The organism is Vibrio palustris (assembly GCF_024346995.1).
Lineage (GTDB): Bacteria > Pseudomonadota > Gammaproteobacteria > Enterobacterales > Vibrionaceae > Vibrio > Vibrio palustris.
Genome location: NZ_AP024888.1, coordinates 577,696 through 603,014, shown reverse-complemented (window position 1 = coordinate 603,014; position 25,319 = coordinate 577,696). Strand labels below are relative to the sequence as shown.

Genomic DNA, 25,319 nt, shown 5'->3' with positions numbered 1-25,319 from the left:
TATAATTCGATGTTATCAAGCATAACACTCAGAGGCGTTAATGTAGGGTTAAATCATCAATGAGCTTAAATAGCACAAAAGAGGATTCGAAGTTGGTAAGTGTCAATGTCTTAGCTATGCTTACTATTATGTACCTCATTAGGGTTAAGAGTTATCAGCATATTCGTAACCTTAGCAATTTACTTCTTTTACAAGTGATCTGCTAGGCCGAAAAGATCCTGTCTAAATAGAGAGAATCAATATTAAATGATGGGCAATAGTGATGAATAGAAAACCCACATATCATCAGATAGCTGGTGAATCTGAATGTTTGGACATTAGCATTCTAACCAATCATGAACTTAAGGTGCGAGAAGCATCGTTGATTGCCGTGCTATCGTCGATTAATCCATCGTTAGTCACAGTCGTAGTGACTGATCGACAAGCGGTTGAGCAGGTGTTTGATTGTATATCGCAACGAGGAGCGATTGCGGTTTATCTCGACAAAGACATGAAACCAAGTCGCAACGGGCATATTGGTATTATTCATCAGCAAGCGAGTGATGAATCTCTTGGCGCCTCGTGTACGAAAATCCGCTTACGTCAGTCGGAGGTGGATGTCACTATGACGGCTTGCCTTGTCAAAGAACACTCGGCATTATTCGAAATTTCATTGCCTTGGGGGACAGTAGAATTACCTTTATCCGATATAGGGCCATTTATCTGCCAATTCATGAATCTGTTAACCGCACTCTATGATGATAATAAAGAGTGTTTCCCCCAGCAGGCTATTTCGACATTCTTATTAGACATTCAGCGCCAAGCGATGAGTAATGTTGCTCATGCCCCGTCGAATCTTTCGGTTTATACGCAGTTTGAGTCTTATCTAGAGGAACTTGAACGCAGTAATCATGATTTATTTAATATTAAAGAATGTATTGCGTTTCCATTATTTGTGGTTGATAAAAATTTGCGTGTTACGCAAGCGAATCGCGGCTGTCGTTCGATTATTAAAGATGACCTCTCTATTGTTGGTAAGTACATTCACGAACTGAGTTGGCTCATTGTCATTCCAGCGATAGATAAAATGATCCATCGTGTGATTATATCAGGACGTTCTGAGCAGATATTATTGCAAAATACACAAATAGAACACGTCTATGTGTTACGAGTCATGCCTTATCATTCGCAAGGAGAACAAGTTCGCGGGGCCATATTAGTATTTGATGAGGTGACAGAGCAGTGGCAAGCAGAGAGCAGTTTGCGGGCAAGTGAACAACGCTTTCGCCAAGTAACTGAAGCGTTACCACAGTTGATTCTTGAGCTTTCTTGTCAGGGAAGCTGCGATTTTGTTAATACACAGTGGTCTTCGTACACGGGGATGACACTCTCGTCGCAAACATCAATGTGCTGGCTTGACTGCATTGAGGCAGAGGATCGGCCATTACTGCAGGAGCAATGGGATGATGATCATATCTCTGGACAGTCGGTATCCGTAGAATGTCGGGTTTTGCATCATGATGGTACGTCGCGCTGGTTCAGCGCGTTATTTGTGCCTATTTTCAATGAATACGGAGGCCTAGGCAAGTGGTTTGCGTGTTTTACTGACATTGAAGAATTTAAGCAGACACAACTGAACTTACAAAGAAGTCAAAATCGAGTCAGCAATATCATAGATACCATGCCTGAGGCCATCTTAGTTGTCGATCAGCAGGGCATTATACGTGTTGTTAATAAACGTATTGAAGATATTTTTGGTTACGAGATGCGTGAAGTTAAAGGTCAAGCTGTAGAGATGTTGTTACCTGAACGCTATCGCAGCGGACACGGCCAGTTACGTGCTGGTTATATGAAAAAGCCTGAGACGATGTTACTTGGCGCTGGACGAGATTTATATGCACTACATAAAGATGGCTCAGAGTTTCCGGTCGAGCTTGGTCTAGCGCCTTTAGAGGAAGAGGGGAACATCTATACGGTGGTGTCGGTTGCCAACATCTCTCAGCGTAAAGATGCCGATGTTGAGTTGAATCTCGCGGCAAAAGTATTCTCAAGCACCATGGATGGTATTTTTATTCTCGATACCGAACAAAAAGTCATTAAGGTGAACTCGGCAGCACAACAGATATTTGGCTTCCCAGAGCAGGAATGGATAGGACAGCCACTTACACGTATACGCAGTGAGCGCCATAGTAACCTATTTTACGATAAATTATGGCGTGCAGCGCGTATCAATGGTCGATGGCAAGGGGAAATTTGGCAGTGTCACAAGAATGGCAGTGATATCCCGATGTGGCTCAGCCTGACGGCGGTTTTCAATACGCACGGAGATATAGAACGTTACATTGCGACCATGTACGATATTTCCGAACAAGTGAAAGCCAAAGAATATATTTATCATCTCGCACATTACGACATGCTGACCCAACTACCCAATCGAACACTGTTTCTAGAAAAATTTCATGAATATACTCAACCGCCTACCGAGCAAACAGTCACTATGGCACTGCTGTTTGTTGATCTCGATAATTTTAAGCAAGTAAATGATACATTAGGCCATCCGGTGGGAGATATCTTACTTTGTCAAGCGGCGGAACGCATGAGAAGTGTTATCAGAGTTCAAGATGTGGTGAGCCGCCATAGTGGTGATGAATTCACTATTTTATTACGTGGCGTAGACGAAAAAAACTTAATCAGTGATATTGCGCATCGTCTATGTGTTGAGTTAGCCAATCCCTTCGATTTAGGGAGAGGAGATTTTTTTGTGTCGGCTAGCATCGGGATTGCACGTTATCCAACGGATGGCACCGATGTGAACACTTTACTACGTCATGCCGATCTTGCTATGTATCGCGCCAAATATTTGGGGCGTAACCAATACCGCTTTTATCAACCTGAAATGTCCTCTGTATTAGTCGAGTTAACCGAATTACAAAGTGATTTACGTTTGGCCATTGAACGGGATGAATTGGTATTACATTATCAGCCAATTATTGATATACAATCTGAGCGGTGTGTTGGTGTAGAAGCGCTTACACGCTGGTGGCACCCCACCAAAGGATTTATCTCGCCGGTAAAATTTATTCCTGCCGCTGAAGACAGTAATCTAATTTTGCCTTTGGGGGAGTGGGTATTACGTGCCGCCTGTCGTCAGTTACATCAGTGGAATCAATCTGGGGTATGCTTGGATTTCATTAGCATCAATGTATCTGGAAAACAGATTATGCAAATGGATTTTGCGGCATTACTTCGCCAAGTTTTAGATGAATACCAATTAGAAGCTAAGCAAGTACTGATAGAGCTTACAGAAAGTTTTGTCATGCATGAAAGCGATATTGCAATTAATCGTTTAATGGACATTCGACAGATTGGCGTTGGAATTGCCATTGATGACTTTGGAACAGGTTATTCTTCACTCTCTTATTTAAAGCAATTACCTGTCACGAAATTGAAATTGGATCGCTCGTTTGTCAATGATTTACCTAATGACATCAATGATGTTGAGATCAGTCGAGCTATTTTTCATTTAGGAGACGCAGTCGGCTTACAAGTGGTGGCTGAAGGGGTTGAAACCTACTCACAACATCAATTCCTCGTCGATGAAAGGTATCATTTATGCCAAGGGTTTTATTATGCTAGGCCGATGTTGGCTGACGATATTAATGAATTTTGGCGTAATTACTCGTTTCCTCATAAATAAGGTTAATCGCACTGATGAGCGGCAGTATTGCCGAGTAAATAATAGATACGAGGACGAAATTCGCGAATCGATGAGTTATTACTATAATCTAATAGTTGCATATGATTAAGCGAGGTTAAGATGAGTAAATCACTACAGTCGACTATACCAATGAATCATCAACCAATGCAGTTTGGAGATGTTACCCTTAGAGCCGCAACTCCTGAAGAGCGAGACAGCCTTTATGAACTCGTTGTCCGTGATACGTCTTGGACTGCCCACAATGCGCCCTATCTCAGTTCGCAGTGTCCAACGATAGAAGAATTCACTCAACAACATTTTACTGCTTTGTGCCTAGGCGAAGATAAACGCTTAATTACCGTTAATGGTCAGCCTGTTGGTACGGTTTCATATTACTGGGAAAGCCGTGAATCACGTTGGTTAGATATTGGTATTGTTATCTATGATCCGGATTATTGGGCTCAAGGAGTGGGGTATAATGCCTTAATTTTATGGATTTCGCATTTGTTTGAAGAGTTTGATCTACCACGAATTGGGCTATCCACGTGGTCTGGTAATATTCAAATGCTACGTTGTGCGCATAAGTTGGGTTTGAAAGAAGAAGGGCGAGTACGTTGCGTCCGTTATTACCAAGGTCAGTATTACGATAATGTTTTTATGGGGGTTCTTAAAGAAGAATGGAATGAAATAATCTCAGAACTAGAGCTGCCCATAAACAAGAACAATATGTGAATTATAGCATCATACATGCTTGTAACTCAGTTTGATAAATATACATTTTAATTGCTATATCACATCTTTATTGAATTATTATGCTAATGTTTCCAATGCGTTTATGTGTGCAAATAAGGAGTAGACATGCATTCTTGGTTAACGATGGCAAAGGAGCTACAAGCGATTGCTCAAGCTGGACGGGCGTACAGCAATGATGGTTACGATTTGGAGCGATTTGAGCAAGTTAAACATATTGCGTATAAAATGATTGCTGATTTAGCTGGGAGTACGGTAGAGCAGGTTGATGGATTATATTTGCCAGAAACAGGCTATCCAACACCAAAAGTCGATGTACGTGCTGGGGTGATTTATGACGGTAAAATTTTACTGGTCAAAGAGGCACAAGATGGTTGTTGGTCGTTGCCTGGTGGCTGGGGCGATGTATGTGAAACACCGACGGAAGGGGTGATTCGCGAAGTTCGTGAAGAGTCTGGACTGATCGTTGATAATCCCAGGTTAGTAGCGATCAAAGATCGTGCAGTTCATGGGTACCATCCTTTATTTCCTTTCCATATTTATAAGTTATTTTTCTTATGTGATTATCAATCTGGTAAGCTGCAACAAAGTTTAGAAACAACCGATGCCCAGTTTTTTCATCCTGATGAGTTACCACAATTATCGGCTTCACGTACGATAAATGAAGATATCACCATGCTATTTAAGCATTTTCACCAACCGGACTTAGCGGTTTATGTGGATTAGCTACCATAAGATGATTTATTTTTAACACGTTTACATTGAGGTGAGTCGCTCAAGAATGGACGTTTACATGAAAAAACCTACTGCAAGCAGTAGGTTTTTTCATGTAAACGTCACGATGTTGCTGTAAAAAAGAAAGTTCTTTCGTAAAGCCGTTGTGTTGTAAACTGAATTACTTCGAAAACACAGTACGGAAATCACGTTTGAGAACCGCATCGCGGCGTGCTTTTTTCAATTGTTTGGTCATGTCTTTTACACAGTTAAACAGTACATCGTCTAACAATTGAGAGCGATAAGCTTCTTTATCTTCTTCTGTCATTTCCTTTGGAAGATCTAATGTTGGAAACTCTTCCATGACATTCATACCAGCAAATGCTTGGCTAACTGAAATTAGAGCATGGAACTGCTCAAAGTTATCCAATATGTTTTGTGCACTGGCTGGAAGTGCATCCCATGACTCTCGAACTGCTTCTTCTGATACTTCGTGAATCGAGAATATCATCGTAAACATTTCGGCTGGAATTTCTTCAAACTCTATCACTTGGCGGAGTTCATCAGGCAAACTACTTAGTTCGATTTCCTGATTCTCATTGTATGTGTTGGCTTCAGACATATCTGCATTCCTGTCAATTGAAAAGAGGCATCGTAAGTACTTATCGGTGCAAGTCAACTACCCGTATTCATTTTACGGTTAAGTGTTGAGTTTATGAACAATATTGTAGGTGAGAGCTGTATATATTGTAGAGATTAGCATAGTCAGAAATAATCTGAAGAGAAAGTGTTTATTGGATATTCATTGAGAAAGCAGAGGTGGGGCAGTTTAAATAGACAATATGTTGATTCATTGAGTAAGAACAAGGAGGGGGATGACTCCCCCCTTATATGACGGTCGAATAACCGCCATGGTTAACGGTCGAACACGACTTCACCTGAATCACTTTTGAACAAATGAGCCTCATGTTTTTTAATCAGTTGTGCTGCATAGGCAGGACTTACTGCTTGAGTCTGTCCTTTTGTACGTAGTATAGGTGTTTCCCATGCTTCATCACGATATTTACCCGCTTTATCGTATTCAATAATAATTTTCATAATGACCTCTGTATTGTGTTTGTTGGCTTTTATTGTTTGCTTATTGACCGAGATCAACCATAAACGATTTATGTCATGTTATGCATCACATAAAAATGCAACTTTAGTTTAACGAATCAGAAAACACGGCACTTGAAAAAGTTCCGTTGATATGTAAATAAAAATTTTCTTTATTTACATGTAGATAGGCTATAGTTAACGAGTTATTTGTCATCATGCCTATTGTGATTTCGCTCGCATAATAGTATAAGTTAATTTGCACTGGTCATTATTAACATTTCAATGACATATGATGTTGGTTATTGTGATTCTAATTTTGTCAGTGAAAAGGGTAAAGGGATCACCCATGAACGTATTAAAGCAAGCTGGAAAGCATTTATTGGTTGCAGCAGAGATTGTCGGACTTATGTGTATCGCGATATTGACCGTTATTGCGATGGGCCAAGAAATGGTCGGTATTTATCACATTCAAAAAGTGTCTTTAGGGGATCTGTTACTTTTATTTATTTACCTTGAAGTACTCGCGATGGTTGGATTATACCTCAAATCAGGTCGTTTCCCGGTTCGAATGCCGCTATATATCGTCATTGTAGCGATTGCTCGTTATATGGCATTGGATATGAAGAACTTGGATATGACAACCTTGTTAGGTTTATCAGGCGCGATTTTGATGATTGCTGTCGCTATTTTGATTATACGATTTGGTCATGTCCGGTTTCCTTATGGTTCTCACGATGACTGATGGTTTATGCTCGCTATGAGCTTCGTTTTCGCTAGTGTTATAGCTGGAATAACCTATCAATGTGTCTGTTTTTTCAAATTTATGACTCATTACTTCCACTCCACATAACAAGTTTGATGCTTAAGGAGGAGCTATGGTGACGCGGTTTGAAGCGGAACCTGTACACGATGCAGAGTTGGAACAACAGGCTTTTGATCTGTTGCTCTCTTATAGAGACGCGCAATTTACCGAATTAAATCACTTATTAATGATGGCGGCCTCTTGCGTTCGGTCTGAAGATATCCGAGTCACTATAGGCAATAGAGATCGCTCAAAAGTTGTCGCCACCTATTTCCCTTCTCGTGGTCAAGCAGAAGACAGGCTGCAAGATCATATACGCGTAAGTGCCAGAGTTATGTCTTTATCCAGCGATAACTCCGTATATGAGGAGGAACTCAAACACATTACTCATCAATCCATAATGGCAACGGCGCTATCGGATGGTAACCGTAGCGTGATTGGCGCGGTGACCATGATTTTTGATGAAAACTTAGTCGATAGGGCCAGTATTGAGAGTAAAGTACGCTTACTCGCGAGTAGTGTTGGTGGCCTCGTCAATTCGCAGTTTAATGCCATCCGTGCACAGCTTGCACAGCAGTCAGAACGAAGAGCGCGAGATCTCGCGATGCGTAAAGAGCGTTTACTTGAAGAAGTCGCGAATGTATCGGGGGTCGGTGGTTGGGAGTTTGACGTCGTTACACAAGAGTTGTTTTGGACCAGAAAAACAAGAGAAATTCATGAAGTCGATGACCGCTATATTCCCAGCTTAGATACTGCTTATGACTTCTACCCAGAGCAGTCACGCTCAATCATTACTCAAGTTGTTGAAGATGGGCTAAAAAAACACGGTATATGGGATGTCGAAGTGCCTTTTGTTACGGCAAAAGGTCGACAGATTTGGGTAAAGGCTACCGGGTTTGGTGTATACGAAGGTGAAGAATTGCAACGCTTAATTGGCGGTTTCCAAGATATTACCGCTCGTAAGCGCCAAGACGACCTATTGGAAGAGAAAGAGCGCGAAGCTCGTGCTCAGCGTAATGAATTTTCGGCAATACTTGCAAACATGAGCCAAGGGATTGCGGTATATGACGCTGAGGCCAAACTTAAATATTGGAATCAGCGTTACTTGAAAATATTGCAGCTCACAGAAAATGATATCACCATTGGTATGACGTTTTGCCAGATTATCAAACATCTAACTGACGTTAATTTATTGTCCGGGGATATAACGACCTTGATTAATAGAATGCAAATGAACTTTGAACTTAATAAAGAATTACGGATGAAATACCGTTTAGGGGCTGAAAGTGTCATTGATGTGATTTATACACCGTTACCTGATAAAGGCTGGGTGACCACAGTGGAAGATATCAGTAATCGTGAGGCAATTGCCAAGCAGATCAAATTTAATGCGAACCACGATAGCCTAACCGGCCTTGCGAATCGTCTGCTATTTAATAAGGCGTTAACTAAAGTAATCACTACTGAACCGCAAGCGAGGCCGTATCAATATACGTTGTTATTACTCGATCTAGATGGATTTAAAGCCGTTAATGATAACTACGGTCATATTGCCGGTGACGAGGTATTGATTGAAGTCTCACGACGTTTACACTCTATCGATGAGACGTTTGAACATTGTCAATCGACGACTGCCCGTCTTGGTGGTGATGAATTTGCTATTTTATTGGCCCATCAAAAGGACACTCATGCGCTAAGTGAAGCCAAGCTTGTTGCGCAGATGATTCATCGCCGTTTATGTCGTTCTTATACTATAGTAGGCAAGGATATTCATATTGGTGTGAGCATAGGAATTGCTCAACTACTTGATATCGATGTCGAACTGCGGGAATGGATTCATCGTGCAGACACTGCGATGTACAGCGTGAAAAAATCGCGTAAAAGTGGTTATCATGTGAGTAATGATGAGGAGCGATTTGACAATGAGTCATAAATTGGAGGTCGTATTGTGACTACATTGTTACTTATTTTCTATAAATGATAACAATTATCAATTGATAGTTATACTCCTAAAGAGGTAAAGTTAACGAGTGAGTGATTATTAATCATTCAAGCAGTTTTATTTCATTATGCGGGGTGCCGTTAATGAAACCGTTCTCATCGTCTGCTAGTATCTTCTGCTTCGCTCAACATGTGATTAATGATTGAACGAATTCATGCTGATAAAAGGCAAATTTTTAACAGATATTGTCTTCCATAGAGTAAATAAATGAGCGGATAATATAGAAGAGTGGTTGAGCTCTTTTAGATTATTGCAATGATTGACGGTGTGAGATTGAATGTACAATCGTACCTATAGCACGCTGCAATCAATACTGAATTGGTTTAGGAGATGGCTCACATGAGTGTTAGTGTCAAATGGCAACAAGGGCATCAATTTAAGGTCACAACCGGTAATCAGCAGGATTTAGCCGTCGATACTGATGACCAAACGGCGCCTTGCGCAACGGATGTGTTACTTTCGGCATTAGGGACTAGCTGTACTAACGAAGTGATTGCTCAGCTAAACAATCATGGTGTGGAATTAGTTGCAGTACAAGCACAGTTGACTTACACCTTGACTGAAGCGCAGCCGCGTTTATTTGATAGCATCAATTTGCACTACATCATCAAAGGGACGGGGATGACGGAAGTATTGGTTACACGAGTGCTTTCTTCTGCTATTCATGAATGTAGCCATGTTAGCTTAATGCTGACACCGGCTGTCAATTTGACCTACAGTTACCATGTGGTGAAACTCGCCGCGTAATGCTGGGATGGTTTACCTGTGATAAGTGACACATGCCAATCGTAATTGCGTCCCAACTGGAATAAGAAGGGACGCGTCTATTTTACAATAGCGACAATATTAACCACTTAATCGACGAAATGGCACGCGACGCGATGCTGATACTCGGCTGCGTCATCACTCACATTACGATTGACAGGTACTTCTTGGGCACACCTTGCGGTTGCGATAGGGCAGCGTGTTCGAAAAGTACAACCACTTGGCGGTGAGAGCGGGGATGGCACATCACCTTGCAGTGGGATATGTGTTTTGTGATACGTCGGATCGGGAACGGGAATAGCAGAAAGCAACGCTTGAGTATAAGGGTGCTTTGGATTGCGATATAGCACCTCCGCTGGTGCGTGTTCGACCATACGCCCTAAGTACATCACGCCAACCTCATCACAGATATGTTGTACGACCGCTAAATCGTGGGCGATAAACAAAAATGAAATACCGCGTGTCTCCTGCAGCTCGGCAATTAAGTTGAGTACTTGTGCCTGCACTGAGACATCCAATGCTGAGACTGGCTCATCGGCGACAATGAGTTTGGGTTCTAATACCAAAGCACGCGCAATCCCCACACGTTGACGTTGTCCGCCAGAAAACTCATGTGGATAACGGTTTAAGGCTTGCGGCCTTAAGCCAACAATACTCATTACCTCGGCAATCTTTTCTTCTCGCTCTTGCACGCTACCAATATGATGGACATCAAGCGGCTCACGTAAAATATCATGGATGGTCATACGTGGGCTAAGCGAAGCAAAGGGATCTTGAAAAATCATTTGCATATCGCGCCGCATGCTTTTTAGCTCACCGCGACTTAAATGGACAACGTCTTTATTGTCTATGATTACATTGCCGTCTGATGGTTCGATTAAACGTAATACGCAGCGTCCAAGCGTCGATTTTCCACAGCCAGATTCACCGACTAGACCAAGTGTTTGGCCTTTTTTTATGCTAAAACTCACATCATCGACCGCTTTACATACCGATTGCGAGCGACCCAATAACGACTTTTTCCCGACGAGGAAATGTTTTTTTAGACCTTGGACATTTACTAAGGTGTCATAACTAAGCGTGGTACTCATAGGGTAATCTCCTCGTGATGGAAACACGCAACCTGATGTCCAAACTGACCATAATGCTCGTCATCAAATGCCACAACTGATTCCAACTGTGGTGATTGTGCATGACAAACATCCGTTGCATACGAACAGCGATCGGCAAATCGACATCCACTTGGTAAATGAAATAAATCTGGAACGACCCCTTCTACAGTCGGTAAACGGCGAATTTTTTCATCGCGTACCACCGGGATCGAGCGTAATAAACCATGAGTATATGGATGCTTAGGCTGTGCAAAAATGTCTTGTACAGTACCTTGCTCAATGACTTCCCCACAATACATAACAACCACACGGTCACAAGATTCTGCGACGACACCTAAGTCATGCGTGACTAAAACCATCGCCATATCCAACTCGTCTTTTAAACGCACCATTTCTTGCATGACTTGAGCTTGAATGGTGACGTCTAATGCTGTTGTTGGTTCATCGGCTAACAGTAACGATGGATGGCAAGACAACGCCATCGCGATCATGACTCGCTGGCGCATTCCACCAGAGAGTTGATGCGGGTATTCGTTAACGCGTTTCTCTGGAGCGGGAATGCCCACCGTACGTAACATATCGACCGCACGCTGTTTCGCCTCCTTTTTACTAATATCGTAATGATTGCGAATCACATCAATCATTTGAGTGCTGATTTTTAATACTGGATTTAGCGCAGTCATGGGCTCTTGGAAAATCATTGAAATTTCGTTACCGCGTAACGAACGATAAGACTTATCATCAAGGCCGACTAACTCCTGTCCTTTAAAGCGGATACTGCCTTCGACAATGTTACCAGGAGGTGAAGGAATAAGGCCCATCACCGCCAGTGAGCTGACCGATTTACCACAGCCGGATTCACCCACGATGGCTAACGTTTCACCAGGTAGGACATCAAAACTGATGCCGTTAATGGCTCTGGCGATCCCTTTATCGGTGTTAAACTCTACCGCTAAGTTTTTCACTGAGAGTAACGGCGATACTGTGGAAATATGCTGGGTATCCATTATGACACCTTCCTTGGATCTAATGCATCTTGTAGGGAGTCTGAGAACATGTTGAATGCGAGGACTAAGACAAATAACGGCACTGAGGCGGCAAAGAAATTACAAAAATGTCCAGCACTGACCTCTGTGCTGGCTTCGGCAATCATCACCCCCCAGCTAATACTATTTTTTACACCGATACCTAAAAAGCTTAATACGACTTCGCTTTTAATCGCGGTGATAAATAATAAAGTCATATCCACTAGCAATATGTGCAAGGTATTAGGTAACAAATGCTTGAAAATAATGCGGTAGGTAGGCACACCTAGCGAGTATGCCGCTTCAGTGAATTCCATACTTTTAAGCTTAATAACCTCACCGCGAATCACCCGTGCAGTGCTGGTCCAAAACGCTATAATCATGGCGATGTGCATGGCATAGGGGTTGTCTTGTAACGCGACTGAAATCGCGGCAACGAGAAGAAAGTAGGGAATACAATCGATACTGTTCATTATCCACAGGATAAACTCATCAAACCAACTATTGGAATAATAGCCAATCAGGGCACCAAATAGGCCGCCAAATAGGATAGAGAAAAACGCAACCACCAGCCCAACCTGAAAAGCGGTTTTGGTACTAAACAAAGTGCGTTGTAAAATATCTTGCCCATTGATGGTGGTCCCGAACCAATATTGTGAGTTTGGGCCCATCTGCCCATTAGCGAGTAGCTCGTCCCAGTGCTGGCCAATAATGCCTGCCCAAACTAAGCCGGCAATCACCAAGAAAAAACACACTACCGCTAAGCTGATCATCCCAATTTTGTCTTGCCGAAATTTAACGAAGGCTTTGCTCCACAAGGATTCGCGCTTCATCTCTGCGACACCTGAAAGTGGTGAAATTACATCTGTCATAGCAATGTCCTTATTGCAACGAAATACGTGGGTCAACTAATTTGTAAATCACATCCACCACACTCACCACTGCAATATATAATAGAGTGATCAGTACGATAACGGCTTTAAGTAACGGAAGATCGCCTGTTGTAATGGCGTTGTAGGTGATTAACCCGACCCCGGGAATGCCAAAGTAGCTTTCCAGTAATAATGATCCTCCAACCAAGACAAAAGGAATGGAGAATATGACGCGGGTAATAATGGGAATCAGGGCATTTTTGAGTACATGCTTGATTAAAATACGCAGCGATGAATGGCCAAATGCTCGCGCGGTGCGAATATGATCGCGATTCATTTCCTCAACTAAAATTGCCCGATAAAACCGTGTTGTATAGCCGACAGAGACAAAAATAGTACACAGAGTGGGGACGGTGACATAGTATAAAAAATCAGTAAAATTATGCACGTTCCAGCCATAGACAGGAAACCAGTTAAGCCCATAACTTGAACAAAACACCAACTGTAACGCAATGATGACGATGATAAATGAAATACTCATACCGATGACAGATGTCGACATGACGAGTTTATCTATCCATTTACCACGGTGATAAGCCGCCACTAATCCCAAAACGATACTGATGACATGCCCAAGTATAAATCCAGGTAGCCCTAGCATTAGTGAAATAGGAATGGTTCGTCCAAGAATCGTTGTAACAAGCTCTCCGCTTGAATCAGAATAACCGAAGTTAAAGGTCACGACTTGTTTAAGGTAATCCCAATAACGTATCCAAAAGGGTAAGTCGTAACCTAATTGGTGACGAACTTCGGCGATTTGTTGCGTGGTTGGGTTACGACCTAATAAATCGTAAGTTTTATCTGGGCCAAAATAGACCATCAGAATAAAGCTTATCAGAGTGACTCCAAAAAGCAGCGGAAGGCTGTAAACCAGCTTCCGCATACAGTATTTTAACGTTTCCATGTTAGGCGATATCCTATTTATTTCACGTCAACGTATTTAAAGTAGTTACCTAGAATACTTGGCTCTGGCCACATAATCGTGTCTTTATGCCACATCAGTATACTGGTACGTGAAAAGCTGCCAATGCCAACGCAGTCGTCAACTAACATCTGGTTGAGTTGACGGTAGATTTTGGTGCGCTCAGGACTAGGTTGCATCACCGAGGCTTGTTTAAATAGCGCATCGTATTGTGGGTTTTCGTAGTTCGCACTGTTAGCGCCGGGCGAACGGTTTGGACCATAAAAAAGTTGCAAAGTATTCTCAGCGTCTGGGTAATCGAGCAACCAAGCCATTGGCATCATCTGGGTTTTACTGTTTTTAATATCCCGGTTAAAGTCACCAAATGTCGCATAGGCTTTAAACTTAATTTTGTTACCGGGATAACCGATTTTCATTAAGTTACCGCGGAACTGCTCAAAGAACTGTTTACTGCGCACTGAAGAGACTGACGGATAGTGGAGCACGGGTAAGTTTTTCTTATTCCAACCGTTGTCTTTGAGTAGTTGTTTCGCTTTGGCAAGATTTTGCTCTATGGCCGAGTTATCCATATTAGGATCGTAACCATCGGTACCGGGTACAATGAAACCAGGGTAGGCCTGACCTAGCCCAAGATAAAAACGCTCAATACGTTGTGGCCAGTTAAATGATTTTACTATCGCACAACGCAGTGCTTTGTTTTCTTTGTTCGTTTTTGGGTTTTTACTGTAACCAAAATAGTCGTCATCAAAGTTAAATAGGTTGTAAACCATGCCCGCTTCGGTTGCCACCCGGTAATGATATTTCTTGGCGTACTCAAGGCGTAATGTTACCGGATCTTTGGATTTTAATACTCGATCAATCTGTTCATTTTGTAGCTTGGTATTTTGTATTTCATTCCCTTTACTAAATGAGTTCCAGCGCGCCGACGGTTGTTTGACCCAGTTGGCTTCAATGCGGTCAACAAACGGCATAGTTTTTCCATCGAGCGAAGCAATCCCTGTGTCACCATGAATATTAGGATCGTACCCTTCGGCTTTGGCATGAAACACATCTTGGCGATAGTGTGGATTGCGTACCAATACAGTTTTGGTGCTGTTGGTTGATGTAAGCTCAAATGGTCCGCTACCGACAGGATGTAGGCCAAATTCGCGTCCGTATTTTGCTACTGCCTCGTGTGGCACCACGGCTGAGTATCCCATTGCTAATGTATACATCAGTTGCGGAAAAGGTTCGGTTAACGTGATTTGAATCGTGTGGTCATCTAACGCTTTCAGGCCTTTGACGGGTTGAGAGTAATCTGAACCGGCTTTTTTCCAGTCACTCATCCCAGCTATTTTACCGGCCCATACCCATGCCCCTTGCGAGCGATTTTTAGGATCGTAATGACGTTTGATTGAATACACGAAATCTTGCGCCGTCACTTCACGGCCTTTACCATTTTTAAAGGCATCATCGTCAATAAAATGAACGCCTTGTTTGATTTTAATGGTGTAGGTCAGACCATGATTAGAGACGGTTGGCATACCATCAGCGAGGTTGGGTTCAAGCTCATAAGGGCGCTTTAAATATTTGTATTCATACAGGGTATCGTAGACCGCCGTGACAATTTCATTGCTATAAGTTGTTCCTGATTGGACGGGGTCGAATGTATTAGGGGCCCCATTATCTGAAAATTTAAAGACTTTCGTTTCACCAGCATGTGCGCACGAGGCAGCGATAATCGCGGCCAAAGGCAACAAGGTTGAGACTTTCATACAAACTCCTTTTGCATTCAATGTTTGAGGGGAGGAAGCGCTAAGGCAGGTTACTGATATTCTTTGCTTATATCATCGAATGAGAGGCGCTTCCTGCGGTTATATCCATATCATCCAACCAATCATACTATTGCATTCTCTTCGACGATAAAAGTCTTACAGTTCACAAAAAAATTGCAAAGTGATGATGCAAATTAATTTTTTACTGGTTTTGTTGTTCATTTGTTAATAAACATACTAAAAACCATCTGGTTGGTAGCGCATTCATCTACTCAATAGCCCAATTTGTAGAGTAATACTGAACTTTATTGGTGATGGCTCATAATCGCTTGGCGAATAATGGGTAACATTTGGGCACTGATTGAATGACCGACATCGTTAGACAAGAATGCTTCAGGTTCGGCGCCCGCGTCTTTGAGCCATTGGTAGGTTTGTTGTGCTTGTGTAACAGGAATGACCGGATCTTGATTGTCATGCAGTAGTACCATACTCGGCCATGAGTCACGTGGTTTGACTGGAGCATATAATTTACCAGCGATAGACACGACCCCCTTGACGGGCAATCCTTTAGCGACGGCATGCAGAGCGATGATTGCCCCTTGTGAAAATCCAATTAACACCATGTCTTCAAGGTTGCCAATCTGTTGCAGGGCTTGGACTAAACGCTCGATGCTTTTATCGAGGCGCGCTTTTTTCTGTTCATCATTACCCTCGGATGAGTACCACTGTTTACCAAACTCTGAGCCCTCATGTGGGTAGGGGGCATCTGGGCAAGCAACATGAATATTAGTATCAAGATCCAGCATATTGATAATAGGATGAAAAGTACGACCATTAGCCCCGAGGCCGTGAAGAAAAACAGCGGTTGTCATTGGAGTGACCTTTATATCTAAAATGAAGAAAAAACATAACAGTAAATCGTAATCTCGTGGCTATTTCACAAGATACACATCAATAAAGACGCCTGTTTGGGTGCGGCTAGCACTACAAACAAAGAGAGGTTCCTTAAGCCAGCGTAGTCTACCACTGTCGATCTCTAATGTCGGGGTTGTGTGAAAATAAATATCGTCGTTGGGGGGACTTGCAAGAAAATATAAAAGCTGCATTTAAGCTGTGGGGCCATAGTTAGGTCTAGTAACCCTGACTGGCCATATTACTAGTTTAAATAATTCATTGATGTTATGTGAATATATGACTAACGCCACCGGGGATAATAGACTGATAGTGTTTGGTTTGATAAAAGTTTAATCGGTCTATTTGCTCAATACTACGTACCACCTTTTGAATGTCATGACGATTATCATCATACAGAATGCCTACTGCGCTACCACTATGAGACACATTGATGCCGAGTAAGCCTTGGCGCTCGACAATGTCTAACAAAGAAGCAAACAAAGGTTTGGGTAAAATTCGTTGGCTTTCAATCGCACTGAGCGTTGATGCTTCGCCTAAAAGGGCTGGATCGTTTTCTCGCATGGCACTTTGTAATAACTTACGTGCTTTCTCGAGCTGAGTGGCGGATGCTTTTAGTTGCTCGAAGCGTTGCATATGATGATAATCGGCGGTATGTAAATGCATAGAGCTTTGCAACACCAAAATAGGAATCGGGCGTTGAATTTGTCCATAAGATTCTATGAGTGTTCCTTTATGATGATCAAATAGACTCACCTGATTAAAAATGGTGCTGTCAGTGGGTTCTATCTGTGTACAAATCGACGCTAATTCAGCGGTAGATAGCTCATAATGAAAGTGGTGCGCCGTCGCCATAATCGTAGCAGCGACATCTGCCGTACTGCTGGCCATTCCGCGCGCTTGGGGTATGGTGGAGTCGACATGCACGGCAAGCTCATCAGCCAACTCAGTCGGTTGTTGTAAAAATTGTAGAGTATTGAGAAACGCGTGATTGGCCATTTTCCCTGCGTTATGTGAGAGGTCACGTTTACTACCGACTTCAACCGTGGAATACCAATCAATCGGGCACGAAATCAATTTTTCTGAATCATATAGCCACCCTTGAATCAGCTCACCGCATGCGCCTGGACAACGTGCTTTTGCCATCGTGTTCTCCTTGGGATGAAAATGTTGCCTATGACTTAACCATACTGCGACTTACCGCACTTTGTCCAATATCAATAACCTATTATAAAAAGTTGTGTAAATTATTCCGCCACAATCACTTGAAAAAGGCATTGCCGATCTCCATTTAGGTGCAACCATCTTTAAGTGTTGAGATACATCATCCACCTCGTCATTTTGGTCATATAGTTTTTATGATAAAACTTTGGATGATTAGTGCGTTTAGAAATGGTCACTATAACAGCAATAAATAAGATAAGTGTTTGTCTCTAAAGTATTATCTCAGGAGGAATTCATTTTGAGTGATAAACAATTATTAGTCTTCGGCGGAACTAATGATTCCGTAACTTTATGTGAAGCATTGGATAAATATAATCATTCATATGTTCTGTCTGTCGCCTCGGAAGCGGGCTCACAAATGTCGAAAAATCTCCGCGGTGAGGTGATTTGCGGGCGAATGGATACCAATGAAATCATTCATTATTTACGTGACCATTACATTAATATGATCATTGATTGTTCACACCCTCACTCGGAAATACTGCATCAAAACATCCTGAGTGCGGCGCAAGAGCTCGGAATACCGGTCATTCGATTTGAACGGCCGACAGAAATGGTTGCCGATCCTTTAGTGGTGAATGTACGTTCGGTAAGTGAAGCTTGTCAGCATGTGGCCGCGTCTATGAAAACGGTACTATTAACGACGGGCAGTAAAGAGCTCAACGTATTTTGTGAGGCTTTAGCGAACAAATCTTTGGTGGCACGCGTGTTACCCACAGCTGAAGTGTTGACGTATTGTGAATCACTTGGTTTGGGTATTAATAATTTGGTGGCCATGCTTGGTCCGTTTAGTGAAGCGTTTAATCAAGCCATGTATGAACGGATCGAACCTGATGTGGTGATAACCAAACAATGCGCAGAAGCAGGATCGTTCCTGGATACGGTTAAGCCCTGTATTGAGATGGGGATTCCCTGCATTGTCATTGAAAAGCCAAAAATAACCTCAGAGACAGATTACCAGCAGATATTAACCAGCTTAGAAGATGCGGATGCGTTATTTGCCCAGTGGATGAGTGCGGCTGAGAAATAATCATACATAGGGTGTTATTGAATAACTGCGATGTAATCGACATAAAAAACCAGACCGATAGGTCCGGTTTTTAGATACCGTTTATGCATCCCGTTTTATGCGTTGTTTAAATATAGATGCGCCGGATGGTATTCAAGCCAGTGACGCGCGATGCTATCACGTGAGGTAATCCAGACTTTATCGTGTGATTGTACGTAATCGAGAAAACGTTTCAGTGCCATAAAACGACTCGGTTTGCCTAGCATTCGACAGTGCATGCCAATCGACATCATTTTCGGGCGCTCTGCGCCTTCTTCATATAAGCAATCGAAATGATCTTTGAGGTATTGGAAAAATTCGTCGCCATGACTAAAACCATAAGGAGAGGCAAAGCGCATGTCGTTGGTATCTAACGTATAAGGGACAACAAGATGCGGTTTAGTTGCGCCTGGTGTCGCTCCATCTGGTACGTGGGTCCAGAAAGGAAGATCATCGCCATAGTAGTCAGAGTCATAGAGCATGCCTGTTTGTTCGGCAACCAGTTGACGAGTACGCGGTGAGTCACGCCCGGTATACCACCCGATAGGGCGTTTACCCAATAACGATTCGATTATATCGAGAGCTTGTTGCATATGTTCGCGTTCTTGTTCAATGGGCATATGTTGGTAGTGAATCCATTTTAACCCATGGCATACAACATCATAATCACCATCGCGTAGTGCTTGAACAACTTCTGGGTTACGCTGTAACGCAGTGGCAATAGCGAAGACCGTTAAAGGCAGATCCCGTTTTTCAAATTCATTTAAAATGCGCCATACGCCGGCTCGAGATCCATAATCGTAAAGAGATTCCATACTCATGTGGCGATCGGCGTACGCGTCGACATTGGCCATTTCAGATAAAAACGTTTCCGATTGCTTATCGCCATGCAGTAGACAGTTTTCACCACCTTCTTCATAATTTAATACAAACTGAACCGCGACTCGGGCTTGATTTGGCCATTGTGCATGAGGAATTTGGCGTCCATAGCCTGTGTAATCGCGAGGAGGTTGATACGTCATAATCTGTCCTTAGAAATGTATGTCATTCGCCGCACTATAAGTTATCAGTGCGGTTTGTCAGAGTGATATTATTTGTGTTTTACAACATCTATTTGTGTTGCTCGTGTTTAGCGGTTCCAATGTTGATAGCGGCCAATAAATGGTTTGGTTTTCGGCACGGCATAATGTCCGTGTTTGCTGGTGGTCAACCCTAACCGCACTAAGCTTTCAGCGAATGTTACAGCGGCTGTGACACCGTCAATAATCGGAACCGGTAGCGCTTCACGTAACCGCGCAACGATATCCGCCATTCCCGCACAACCCAGTACAATCGCTTGGGCATTATCTTGATGAATGGCTTGCCAGCATTCATTAACAAGTTGTTGGTAGACTGCCTCTGAATGCTTTTCAAGGTCTAACACTGGAATGTCTGTGGCACGAACTTGGGCACATAAATGGGCAAAACCATAGTGTTCTAACAAATGATGAGCAGTAGGGACGGTGCTGCTTAATGTGGTCACGACGCTAAAACGACGACATACCAAGCTGGCGGCATGAAAAGCCGCTTCGGCAATACCAATAACGGGGGCTGTCGCGATTTCACGGGCAGCATCTAACCCAGGATCACCAAAACAAGCAATAATATGTGCGTCAACGTTCGCGTGATATCCATCGGCGATCTCATCCATTAATGCCGCCGCCGCAATCACATCGTCGAATGCAGATTCGATACTTTTGGGTCCATGTTGTGGCTGAGTGGCGATAATTTGGGTTCCGGGAAGAGCGATCGCTTGTGCTGCCTGCGCCATTTTTTGTGTCATTGGTTGACTGGTGTTGGGATTGATTAACTGTATTTTCATGAGAATTCCTTTTTCATGACGCGGTATACTGCGTGGTCCGACGTAATTTGTGACTCTATTGATTAAACGCTATTGGATAGCATAGGGCGTTGAGTGCGCAAAGAGCGCTTGGAAGTCGACATCGACGGAGGCGTCTTTTTCAAATTGAATTGAGGCTTTTATATTGTCTAGGTGGCGTACCATCCAATCCTGGGCGGCCACGGTGTCTTGTTGTTCAAACAAGCTAATCAGCTGAGCATGATCGTCACAATCACAGCTCACGCTACTGTGAGAGCCATAAGCGGCAATGATCAATGAAGAGCGGTAGCAAAGTTGTTCAATATAGTTGGCCATAATGGCATTATCCGCCAAGTAAGCGAGTTCAAAGTGGAAGCGAGCTGTTAACTGAATGGCTTGCTCATGTTGGTGATTAGCATTTGCTTGATTTTCTTGCTTGATCATCGCACGAAAACGATGCGAGTGGGCATCGGACCAATTCGCGACAATCGCGGGGATTAGCAAGGGCTCCAACATTATGCGCGTATTGAGCACATCTAACGACTCTTTTTCGGTCGGCTGGGTTACGAACGCTCCTTTGTTCGCTTGTAATGTTACAAAACGTTCTAATGCTAACCGTTGTAAAACCTTACGTGTCACCGTACGGCTCACACCAAACGCGTCTGATAGTTTGTCTTCTGGCAGGCGAGTGCCCGGAATCAATTGATGTTCGACAATCGCATTACGCATCTGTTGGTAAATGTGTTCATCCGTTGGCATAACATTCCCTTTGTTATTTTGTATACAATATCAATAACTAGGTATATGCAAATTGTATACCGACTATGTGTCATGTTTTATCTCTAGGAAACTCGACCTATTGAATGGTTTATCGTCATAAGTGGTGAGGATTTAAGTGGATATTGCCCTAAAAGTAAGCACGAGTTGATGCTTATTGGTGCGCGTTATAAACGCCAATGCCTATCGAATCATTGCTAGCCTAGCTGGGGCGGGGATCCACGACTATGGCATGCTATTTGTATTATTGGTTGTATACAATCAAGCAAAGGATAGTGATTATGGATAAGGATTTTCCAGTAAGCCCGCGATTAAGTAATGTGGATCTTGCACCAGATAAAGAACAAAAGTGGGGCTGGTATAGTATCTTCGCTTTTTGGATGTCAGACATTCATAGCGTAGGTGGTTATGTGTTTGCCGCCAGTTTGTTTGCGCTTGGTCTCAATGGCATTCAAGTGTTCATTAGTTTGTTAGTGGGCATCATGATAGTGATGGTATTTGCCAATTTAATGGGTCGTCCTGGTCAGCAGTCTGGGGCCCCGTTTCCTGTTGTCGCAAGGATGGCGTTTGGAGTGTTTGGCGCTAATGTTCCTGCGGTCATTCGTGGTCTCATTGCGGTAGTTTGGTATGGTATTCAAACCTTTTTAGCTTCTAGCTCGTTTATCATTCTACTGTTGTACTTTTTCCCAAGCCTAGCGTCTTTAAGAGAGACAAGTTTTATTGGTTTGTCTTATCTCGGTTGGATTGGCTTTATGTCCATGTGGGTATTGCAAGCTGTTGTCTTTATGTTCGGTATGGATATGATTCGTAAAGTGATTGATTGGTCAGGGCCAGCCATTTATATTGCTATGTTTGCTTTATGTTGTTACATGATCAACCAAGCGGGTTGGGACAATATTCAGTTCAGTCTCGGCGATAAAGAACTTAGCGGCAGTGATGCTATTTTACAGATGGTCATTGCATCTGCGTTAGTCGCCGGATATTTCGCCGGTCCCACTTTAAACTTTAGCGATTTCTCTCGCTATTGTGGTAGCTATAAAAAATTGAAACTCGGTAACTGGTTAGGTCTACCACTCAATTTTATCGTGTTTTCGGCTTTTAGTGTCATTATTGTCTCTGCTTCTATGCCCGTTTTTGGTGAGATGATTACGGATCCTGTAGAGACTGTCCGTCGTCTCGATAGTGGTTTGATCACGGTACTAGGGGCTTTGACATTTATCTTTGCCACTGTGGGTATTAATATTGTCGCGAACTTTGTTGCGCCAGCGTTCGATTTCTCAAACGTGTCCCCTCAAAAAATCAACTTTAAACTGGGTGGTTTCATCGCGGCTATTGGTTCAGTTGTGCTCACACCTTGGAATTTATTTAATAACCCTCAAGTGATTCACTATACCGTTGATGTATTAGGCGCCATGATTGGGCCCTTGTATGGCATTATCATTGTCGATTATTACATAATCAAACGCCGCCAAATGGATATTCCGTCGCTATATACCGAATCTAAGCAAGGGTTGTACTGGTATAAGAATGGTATCAATATGAAGAGCATCTATGCGTTGGTTGCTTCCGGATTGATTGCGATTGTTGCGACTTTCATGATACCAGGGTTGGCCAACTACGCCTTATTTATTGGCGGAGGCTCTGCCGCAGTATTTTATCGTTACCTTATGCAAACACAGATTGCGACGCAGACGGTTTATAACCCAGCCACACCTGTTAAATAAGCCAAGTTGTATATGAAAGAGTGAAAGATGGCCCTAGCTAGGCAATGATCTAGCTGGGGCATTTTTTTGTCTGTTTTTCTCTTTTGTCTTATACATCGATTAGAGAGCAATACACACTACTAACATGAGTTATATTTTGGAAACACTTGCACCAGAATTACTCATTTATGCACCAAAATAACCATTTAATGTTAAAAAACATGCCTTATTGAACCGAGATTTAATATTAAACGTCTGAAATAACAGGATAAATTTTTAATTTTGTCTATGGCACAATCGTTGCTTTATTTAATAAAAATGGTTCAATTGTTTCATTGTTTCATTGTTTGTTGTTAATATGAATGCAGGAAAATCAAATATGACTAACCGAGTGGATTCACTGAGTGAACGTATTGCTCATCACTATGAACAATTGAGCCACAGTGGGCGGCGGATTGCTGATTATCTACAGGGACATCCGGATAAGATTGTGATGCAGTCCACTGCGCAGATTGCCATTGCCTGCGATGTGTCGAAAACGACAGTGAGTCGGTTTATACGCCAACTCGGATATAAAGATCATTTAGCATTGCGTGAAGAAGTTATCGCGCAGCGTGAGCAAGGTGTACCTGTACTGACATCTGAGATTGCAGATCCGAGTATTCGACATGAAGTGAGCGCGCTTGAACAGTTATGGTCGCAACTTGCCAATATGGATATGACCCGCTTGATACAGCCAATAGCGAATGCACGGCGAGTAGTGGTGATTGGCTATCGTAATAGTTATCCAGTTGCGTTACATTTACGCCAGCAGTTGATGCAATGCCGTGACAACGTGCTATTACTTCCATTGCCTGGGCAAACCGTTGGTGAAGATCTCAGTCAACTGAACGACGGTGACTTTATTATTGTCATAGGTATACGCCGGCGTATCGCCCATTTTTCTAAATTAATGGAGTATGTCAGCCATATGGATGTGTTGTTGATCACTGACCAATCAGGTCAACGTTATAGCCAGCAATGCCAGCATATGCTGGTGTGTCATATGGACAATCATGCGCCTTTGGACAGTTATGCGGTACCGATGAGTTTAGTGTCTTTTTTGGTCAATCAGGTCTATCTCCAATTAGGAAGTGACGCGGTCACTAAAAGTCGTCAAATCAGTCAGAGTTATTCTCAGTTACATGAAGTAGAATAGCGCCAATATTTATATTTAACGCAAAATAGAATTAACTTAATGAAAATATTAGCAAAGATTAAAAAAGAATGGTTTATTTTAGGAATGATGGCTGCCATAGCGTTGGCGGTGTTTACACCTAATCTTGGCAAAACAGATGGTATTTTGCATTTGGATGTTGTGACCAGTGTTGGTATAGCCTTGGTCTTTTTTTTACACGGTTTAGGTTTGTCGCCGCAAGCGATTAAAGCAGGCTTATCAAATTGGAAGTTGCACATCTATGTACAACTGGCGACGTTTGCAGCCTACCCGTTGTTGTGGGTTATTTTTGGCAACCAATTTTTAGCCTTTATGCCAGCACCGCTCGCATTCGGCTTCTGTTACCTCTTTTCCTTGCCAAGTACCGTATCCTCATCTGTCACCATGACCAGTGTCGGCAAAGGCAATGTTCCAGGAGCGATTTTTAACGCATCATTATCATCCATTATTGGTGTGTTTATTACACCTGCGTTAGTTGAAGCCTTCATGGGATTGCAAGGAGCAGACATGAATTTTTGGGAGGCGGTGCTGGATATCGGTAAGTTATTACTGATTCCTATGATCGCCGGTCAATTATTACGCCCTTATCTGGTGGCTTGGATGACTCGTCATAAAGCCATTGTCGGTAAACTTGATAAATACGTCATTATTCTAATTGTGTATAACGCGTTTTGTGATTCGATGATTAACCAAATTTGGACGCAATTTTCGCCGAGTTTATTAGTGTTATCGATAGTGGTGTGTGTCGTGGTACTTATCGTTATGGTCCATGGTATTCAATGGGGCGCCCGCTTGTGTGGTTTTAGTATGCCTGATGAAGTGACGGCCATTTTTTGTGGTTCAAAGAAAACATTGGCGGCTGGAATTCCGATGGCCAAAGTGATTTTTGCCAGTGACCCGAATTTAGGCATGATTTTGCTGCCTATCATGCTATACCACCCGCTGCAGATCTTTTACTGCGCAATTATTGCTAATCGCTATGCAGCGAAAGCCACGGACACAGATAAAGTCGCGACAGCCTCTTAATAA

General features: G+C 42.7%; 23 protein-coding genes. 10 read left to right on the top strand and 13 right to left on the bottom strand.

The features are described from left to right. The first annotated feature begins 262 nt into the window (after nt 1-262). The 3 genes from OCU30_RS15075 (at nt 263) to OCU30_RS15065 (ending at nt 5,152) form a co-directional block, all read left to right on the top strand. Nucleotides 263-3,676 carry an EAL domain-containing protein gene (locus OCU30_RS15075; RefSeq protein ID WP_077314240.1) on the top strand — a complete coding sequence of 1,138 codons (3,414 nt, stop codon included), beginning with the start codon at nt 263-265 and terminating at the stop codon, nt 3,674-3,676. A 120-nt stretch (nt 3,677-3,796) separates the two neighbouring features. Beyond that, nucleotides 3,797-4,408: a GNAT family N-acetyltransferase gene (locus tag OCU30_RS15070; protein WP_235861850.1), complete on the top strand. Its 612-nt coding sequence runs from the start codon at nt 3,797-3,799 to the stop codon at nt 4,406-4,408. Between the two features lie 126 nt (nt 4,409-4,534). Further along, nucleotides 4,535-5,152: an NUDIX hydrolase gene (locus OCU30_RS15065; protein WP_077314242.1), complete on the top strand. Its 618-nt coding sequence runs from the start codon at nt 4,535-4,537 to the stop codon at nt 5,150-5,152. Nucleotides 5,153-5,321: 169 nt separating this feature from the next. Here the strand turns inward: OCU30_RS15065 and OCU30_RS15060 are convergent, their stop codons facing one another. Next, entirely contained in the window at nt 5,322-5,762 is a 441-nt protein-coding gene (locus OCU30_RS15060) for a DUF3069 domain-containing protein (protein WP_077314243.1), read from the bottom strand. Between the two features lie 293 nt (nt 5,763-6,055). Further along, entirely contained in the window at nt 6,056-6,238 is a 183-nt protein-coding gene (locus tag OCU30_RS15055; RefSeq protein ID WP_077314244.1) for a hypothetical protein, read from the bottom strand. A gap of 346 nt (nt 6,239-6,584) precedes the next feature. Between OCU30_RS15055 and OCU30_RS15050 the strand changes: the two genes are divergently transcribed. The 3 genes from OCU30_RS15050 (at nt 6,585) to OCU30_RS15040 (ending at nt 9,789) form a co-directional block, all read left to right on the top strand. Beyond that, nucleotides 6,585-6,980 carry a phosphate-starvation-inducible protein PsiE gene (locus OCU30_RS15050; RefSeq protein ID WP_077314245.1) on the top strand — a complete coding sequence of 132 codons (396 nt, stop codon included), beginning with the start codon at nt 6,585-6,587 and terminating at the stop codon, nt 6,978-6,980. 133 nt (nt 6,981-7,113) lie between these two features. Beyond that, on the top strand, nt 7,114-8,973 hold the full coding sequence (locus OCU30_RS15045; protein WP_077314246.1) for a sensor domain-containing diguanylate cyclase: 1,860 nt from the start codon (nt 7,114-7,116) through the stop codon (nt 8,971-8,973). A 408-nt stretch (nt 8,974-9,381) separates the two neighbouring features. After that, complete coding sequence (locus OCU30_RS15040) at nt 9,382-9,789, top strand: OsmC family protein (protein ID WP_159439122.1); 408 nt, start codon at nt 9,382-9,384, stop codon at nt 9,787-9,789. A gap of 107 nt (nt 9,790-9,896) precedes the next feature. Here the strand turns inward: OCU30_RS15040 and OCU30_RS15035 are convergent, their stop codons facing one another. The 8 genes from OCU30_RS15035 to OCU30_RS15005 all read right to left on the bottom strand — a co-directional run bounded on the left by OCU30_RS15035 (nt 9,897) and on the right by OCU30_RS15005 (nt 17,610). Continuing rightward, entirely contained in the window at nt 9,897-10,898 is a 1,002-nt protein-coding gene (locus tag OCU30_RS15035; RefSeq protein ID WP_077314248.1) for an ABC transporter ATP-binding protein, read from the bottom strand. Further along, entirely contained in the window at nt 10,895-11,926 is a 1,032-nt protein-coding gene (locus OCU30_RS15030) for an ABC transporter ATP-binding protein (protein WP_162841030.1), read from the bottom strand. The genes OCU30_RS15035 and OCU30_RS15030 overlap by 4 nt, the downstream gene beginning before the upstream one ends. Further along, on the bottom strand, nt 11,926-12,816 hold the full coding sequence (locus OCU30_RS15025) for an ABC transporter permease (protein WP_077314249.1): 891 nt from the start codon (nt 12,814-12,816) through the stop codon (nt 11,926-11,928). The genes OCU30_RS15030 and OCU30_RS15025 overlap by 1 nt, the downstream gene beginning before the upstream one ends. A gap of 10 nt (nt 12,817-12,826) precedes the next feature. Then, entirely contained in the window at nt 12,827-13,780 is a 954-nt protein-coding gene (locus OCU30_RS15020) for an ABC transporter permease (protein WP_077314250.1), read from the bottom strand. 17 nt (nt 13,781-13,797) lie between these two features. Continuing rightward, the gene (locus OCU30_RS15015; RefSeq protein ID WP_077314251.1) at nt 13,798-15,552 is read right to left on the bottom strand and encodes an ABC transporter substrate-binding protein; all 1,755 of its coding nucleotides are present in this window, start codon (nt 15,550-15,552) and stop codon (nt 13,798-13,800) included. A 305-nt stretch (nt 15,553-15,857) separates the two neighbouring features. Next, entirely contained in the window at nt 15,858-16,424 is a 567-nt protein-coding gene (locus tag OCU30_RS15010) for an alpha/beta hydrolase (RefSeq protein WP_077314252.1), read from the bottom strand. 60 nt (nt 16,425-16,484) lie between these two features. Then, nucleotides 16,485-16,658 carry a DUF3237 family protein gene (locus tag OCU30_RS17375; protein WP_077314253.1) on the bottom strand — a complete coding sequence of 58 codons (174 nt, stop codon included), beginning with the start codon at nt 16,656-16,658 and terminating at the stop codon, nt 16,485-16,487. Between the two features lie 73 nt (nt 16,659-16,731). Next, a complete protein-coding gene (locus OCU30_RS15005; RefSeq protein WP_077314254.1) occupies nt 16,732-17,610 on the bottom strand; it encodes a GHMP family kinase ATP-binding protein in 879 nt (292 codons plus the stop codon). Between the two features lie 316 nt (nt 17,611-17,926). On the opposite strand from OCU30_RS15005, the gene cobK reads away from it, so the two are divergent. Next, nucleotides 17,927-18,718: a precorrin-6A reductase gene (gene cobK, locus OCU30_RS15000; protein ID WP_159439123.1), complete on the top strand. Its 792-nt coding sequence runs from the start codon at nt 17,927-17,929 to the stop codon at nt 18,716-18,718. A gap of 95 nt (nt 18,719-18,813) precedes the next feature. Here the strand turns inward: cobK and puuE are convergent, their stop codons facing one another. The 3 genes from puuE to OCU30_RS14985 all read right to left on the bottom strand — a co-directional run bounded on the left by puuE (nt 18,814) and on the right by OCU30_RS14985 (nt 21,353). Then, nucleotides 18,814-19,758 carry an allantoinase PuuE gene (gene puuE, locus OCU30_RS14995; protein WP_077314256.1) on the bottom strand — a complete coding sequence of 315 codons (945 nt, stop codon included), beginning with the start codon at nt 19,756-19,758 and terminating at the stop codon, nt 18,814-18,816. 107 nt (nt 19,759-19,865) lie between these two features. Beyond that, nucleotides 19,866-20,597 (bottom strand): aspartate/glutamate racemase family protein, encoded by a 732-nt coding sequence (locus OCU30_RS14990; RefSeq protein WP_077314257.1) that lies wholly within the window; start codon nt 20,595-20,597, stop codon nt 19,866-19,868. 69 nt (nt 20,598-20,666) lie between these two features. Beyond that, on the bottom strand, nt 20,667-21,353 hold the full coding sequence (locus OCU30_RS14985) for a GntR family transcriptional regulator (RefSeq protein ID WP_077314258.1): 687 nt from the start codon (nt 21,351-21,353) through the stop codon (nt 20,667-20,669). Nucleotides 21,354-21,652: 299 nt separating this feature from the next. On the opposite strand from OCU30_RS14985, the gene OCU30_RS14980 reads away from it, so the two are divergent. The 3 genes from OCU30_RS14980 (at nt 21,653) to OCU30_RS14970 (ending at nt 25,316) form a co-directional block, all read left to right on the top strand. Beyond that, a complete protein-coding gene (locus OCU30_RS14980) occupies nt 21,653-23,095 on the top strand; it encodes an NCS1 family nucleobase:cation symporter-1 (protein ID WP_077314259.1) in 1,443 nt (480 codons plus the stop codon). A gap of 358 nt (nt 23,096-23,453) precedes the next feature. Continuing rightward, a complete protein-coding gene (locus tag OCU30_RS14975; protein ID WP_077314260.1) occupies nt 23,454-24,272 on the top strand; it encodes a MurR/RpiR family transcriptional regulator in 819 nt (272 codons plus the stop codon). Between the two features lie 39 nt (nt 24,273-24,311). Beyond that, on the top strand, nt 24,312-25,316 hold the full coding sequence (locus OCU30_RS14970) for a bile acid:sodium symporter family protein (protein ID WP_077314261.1): 1,005 nt from the start codon (nt 24,312-24,314) through the stop codon (nt 25,314-25,316). Nucleotides 25,317-25,319 lie beyond the last annotated feature (3 nt).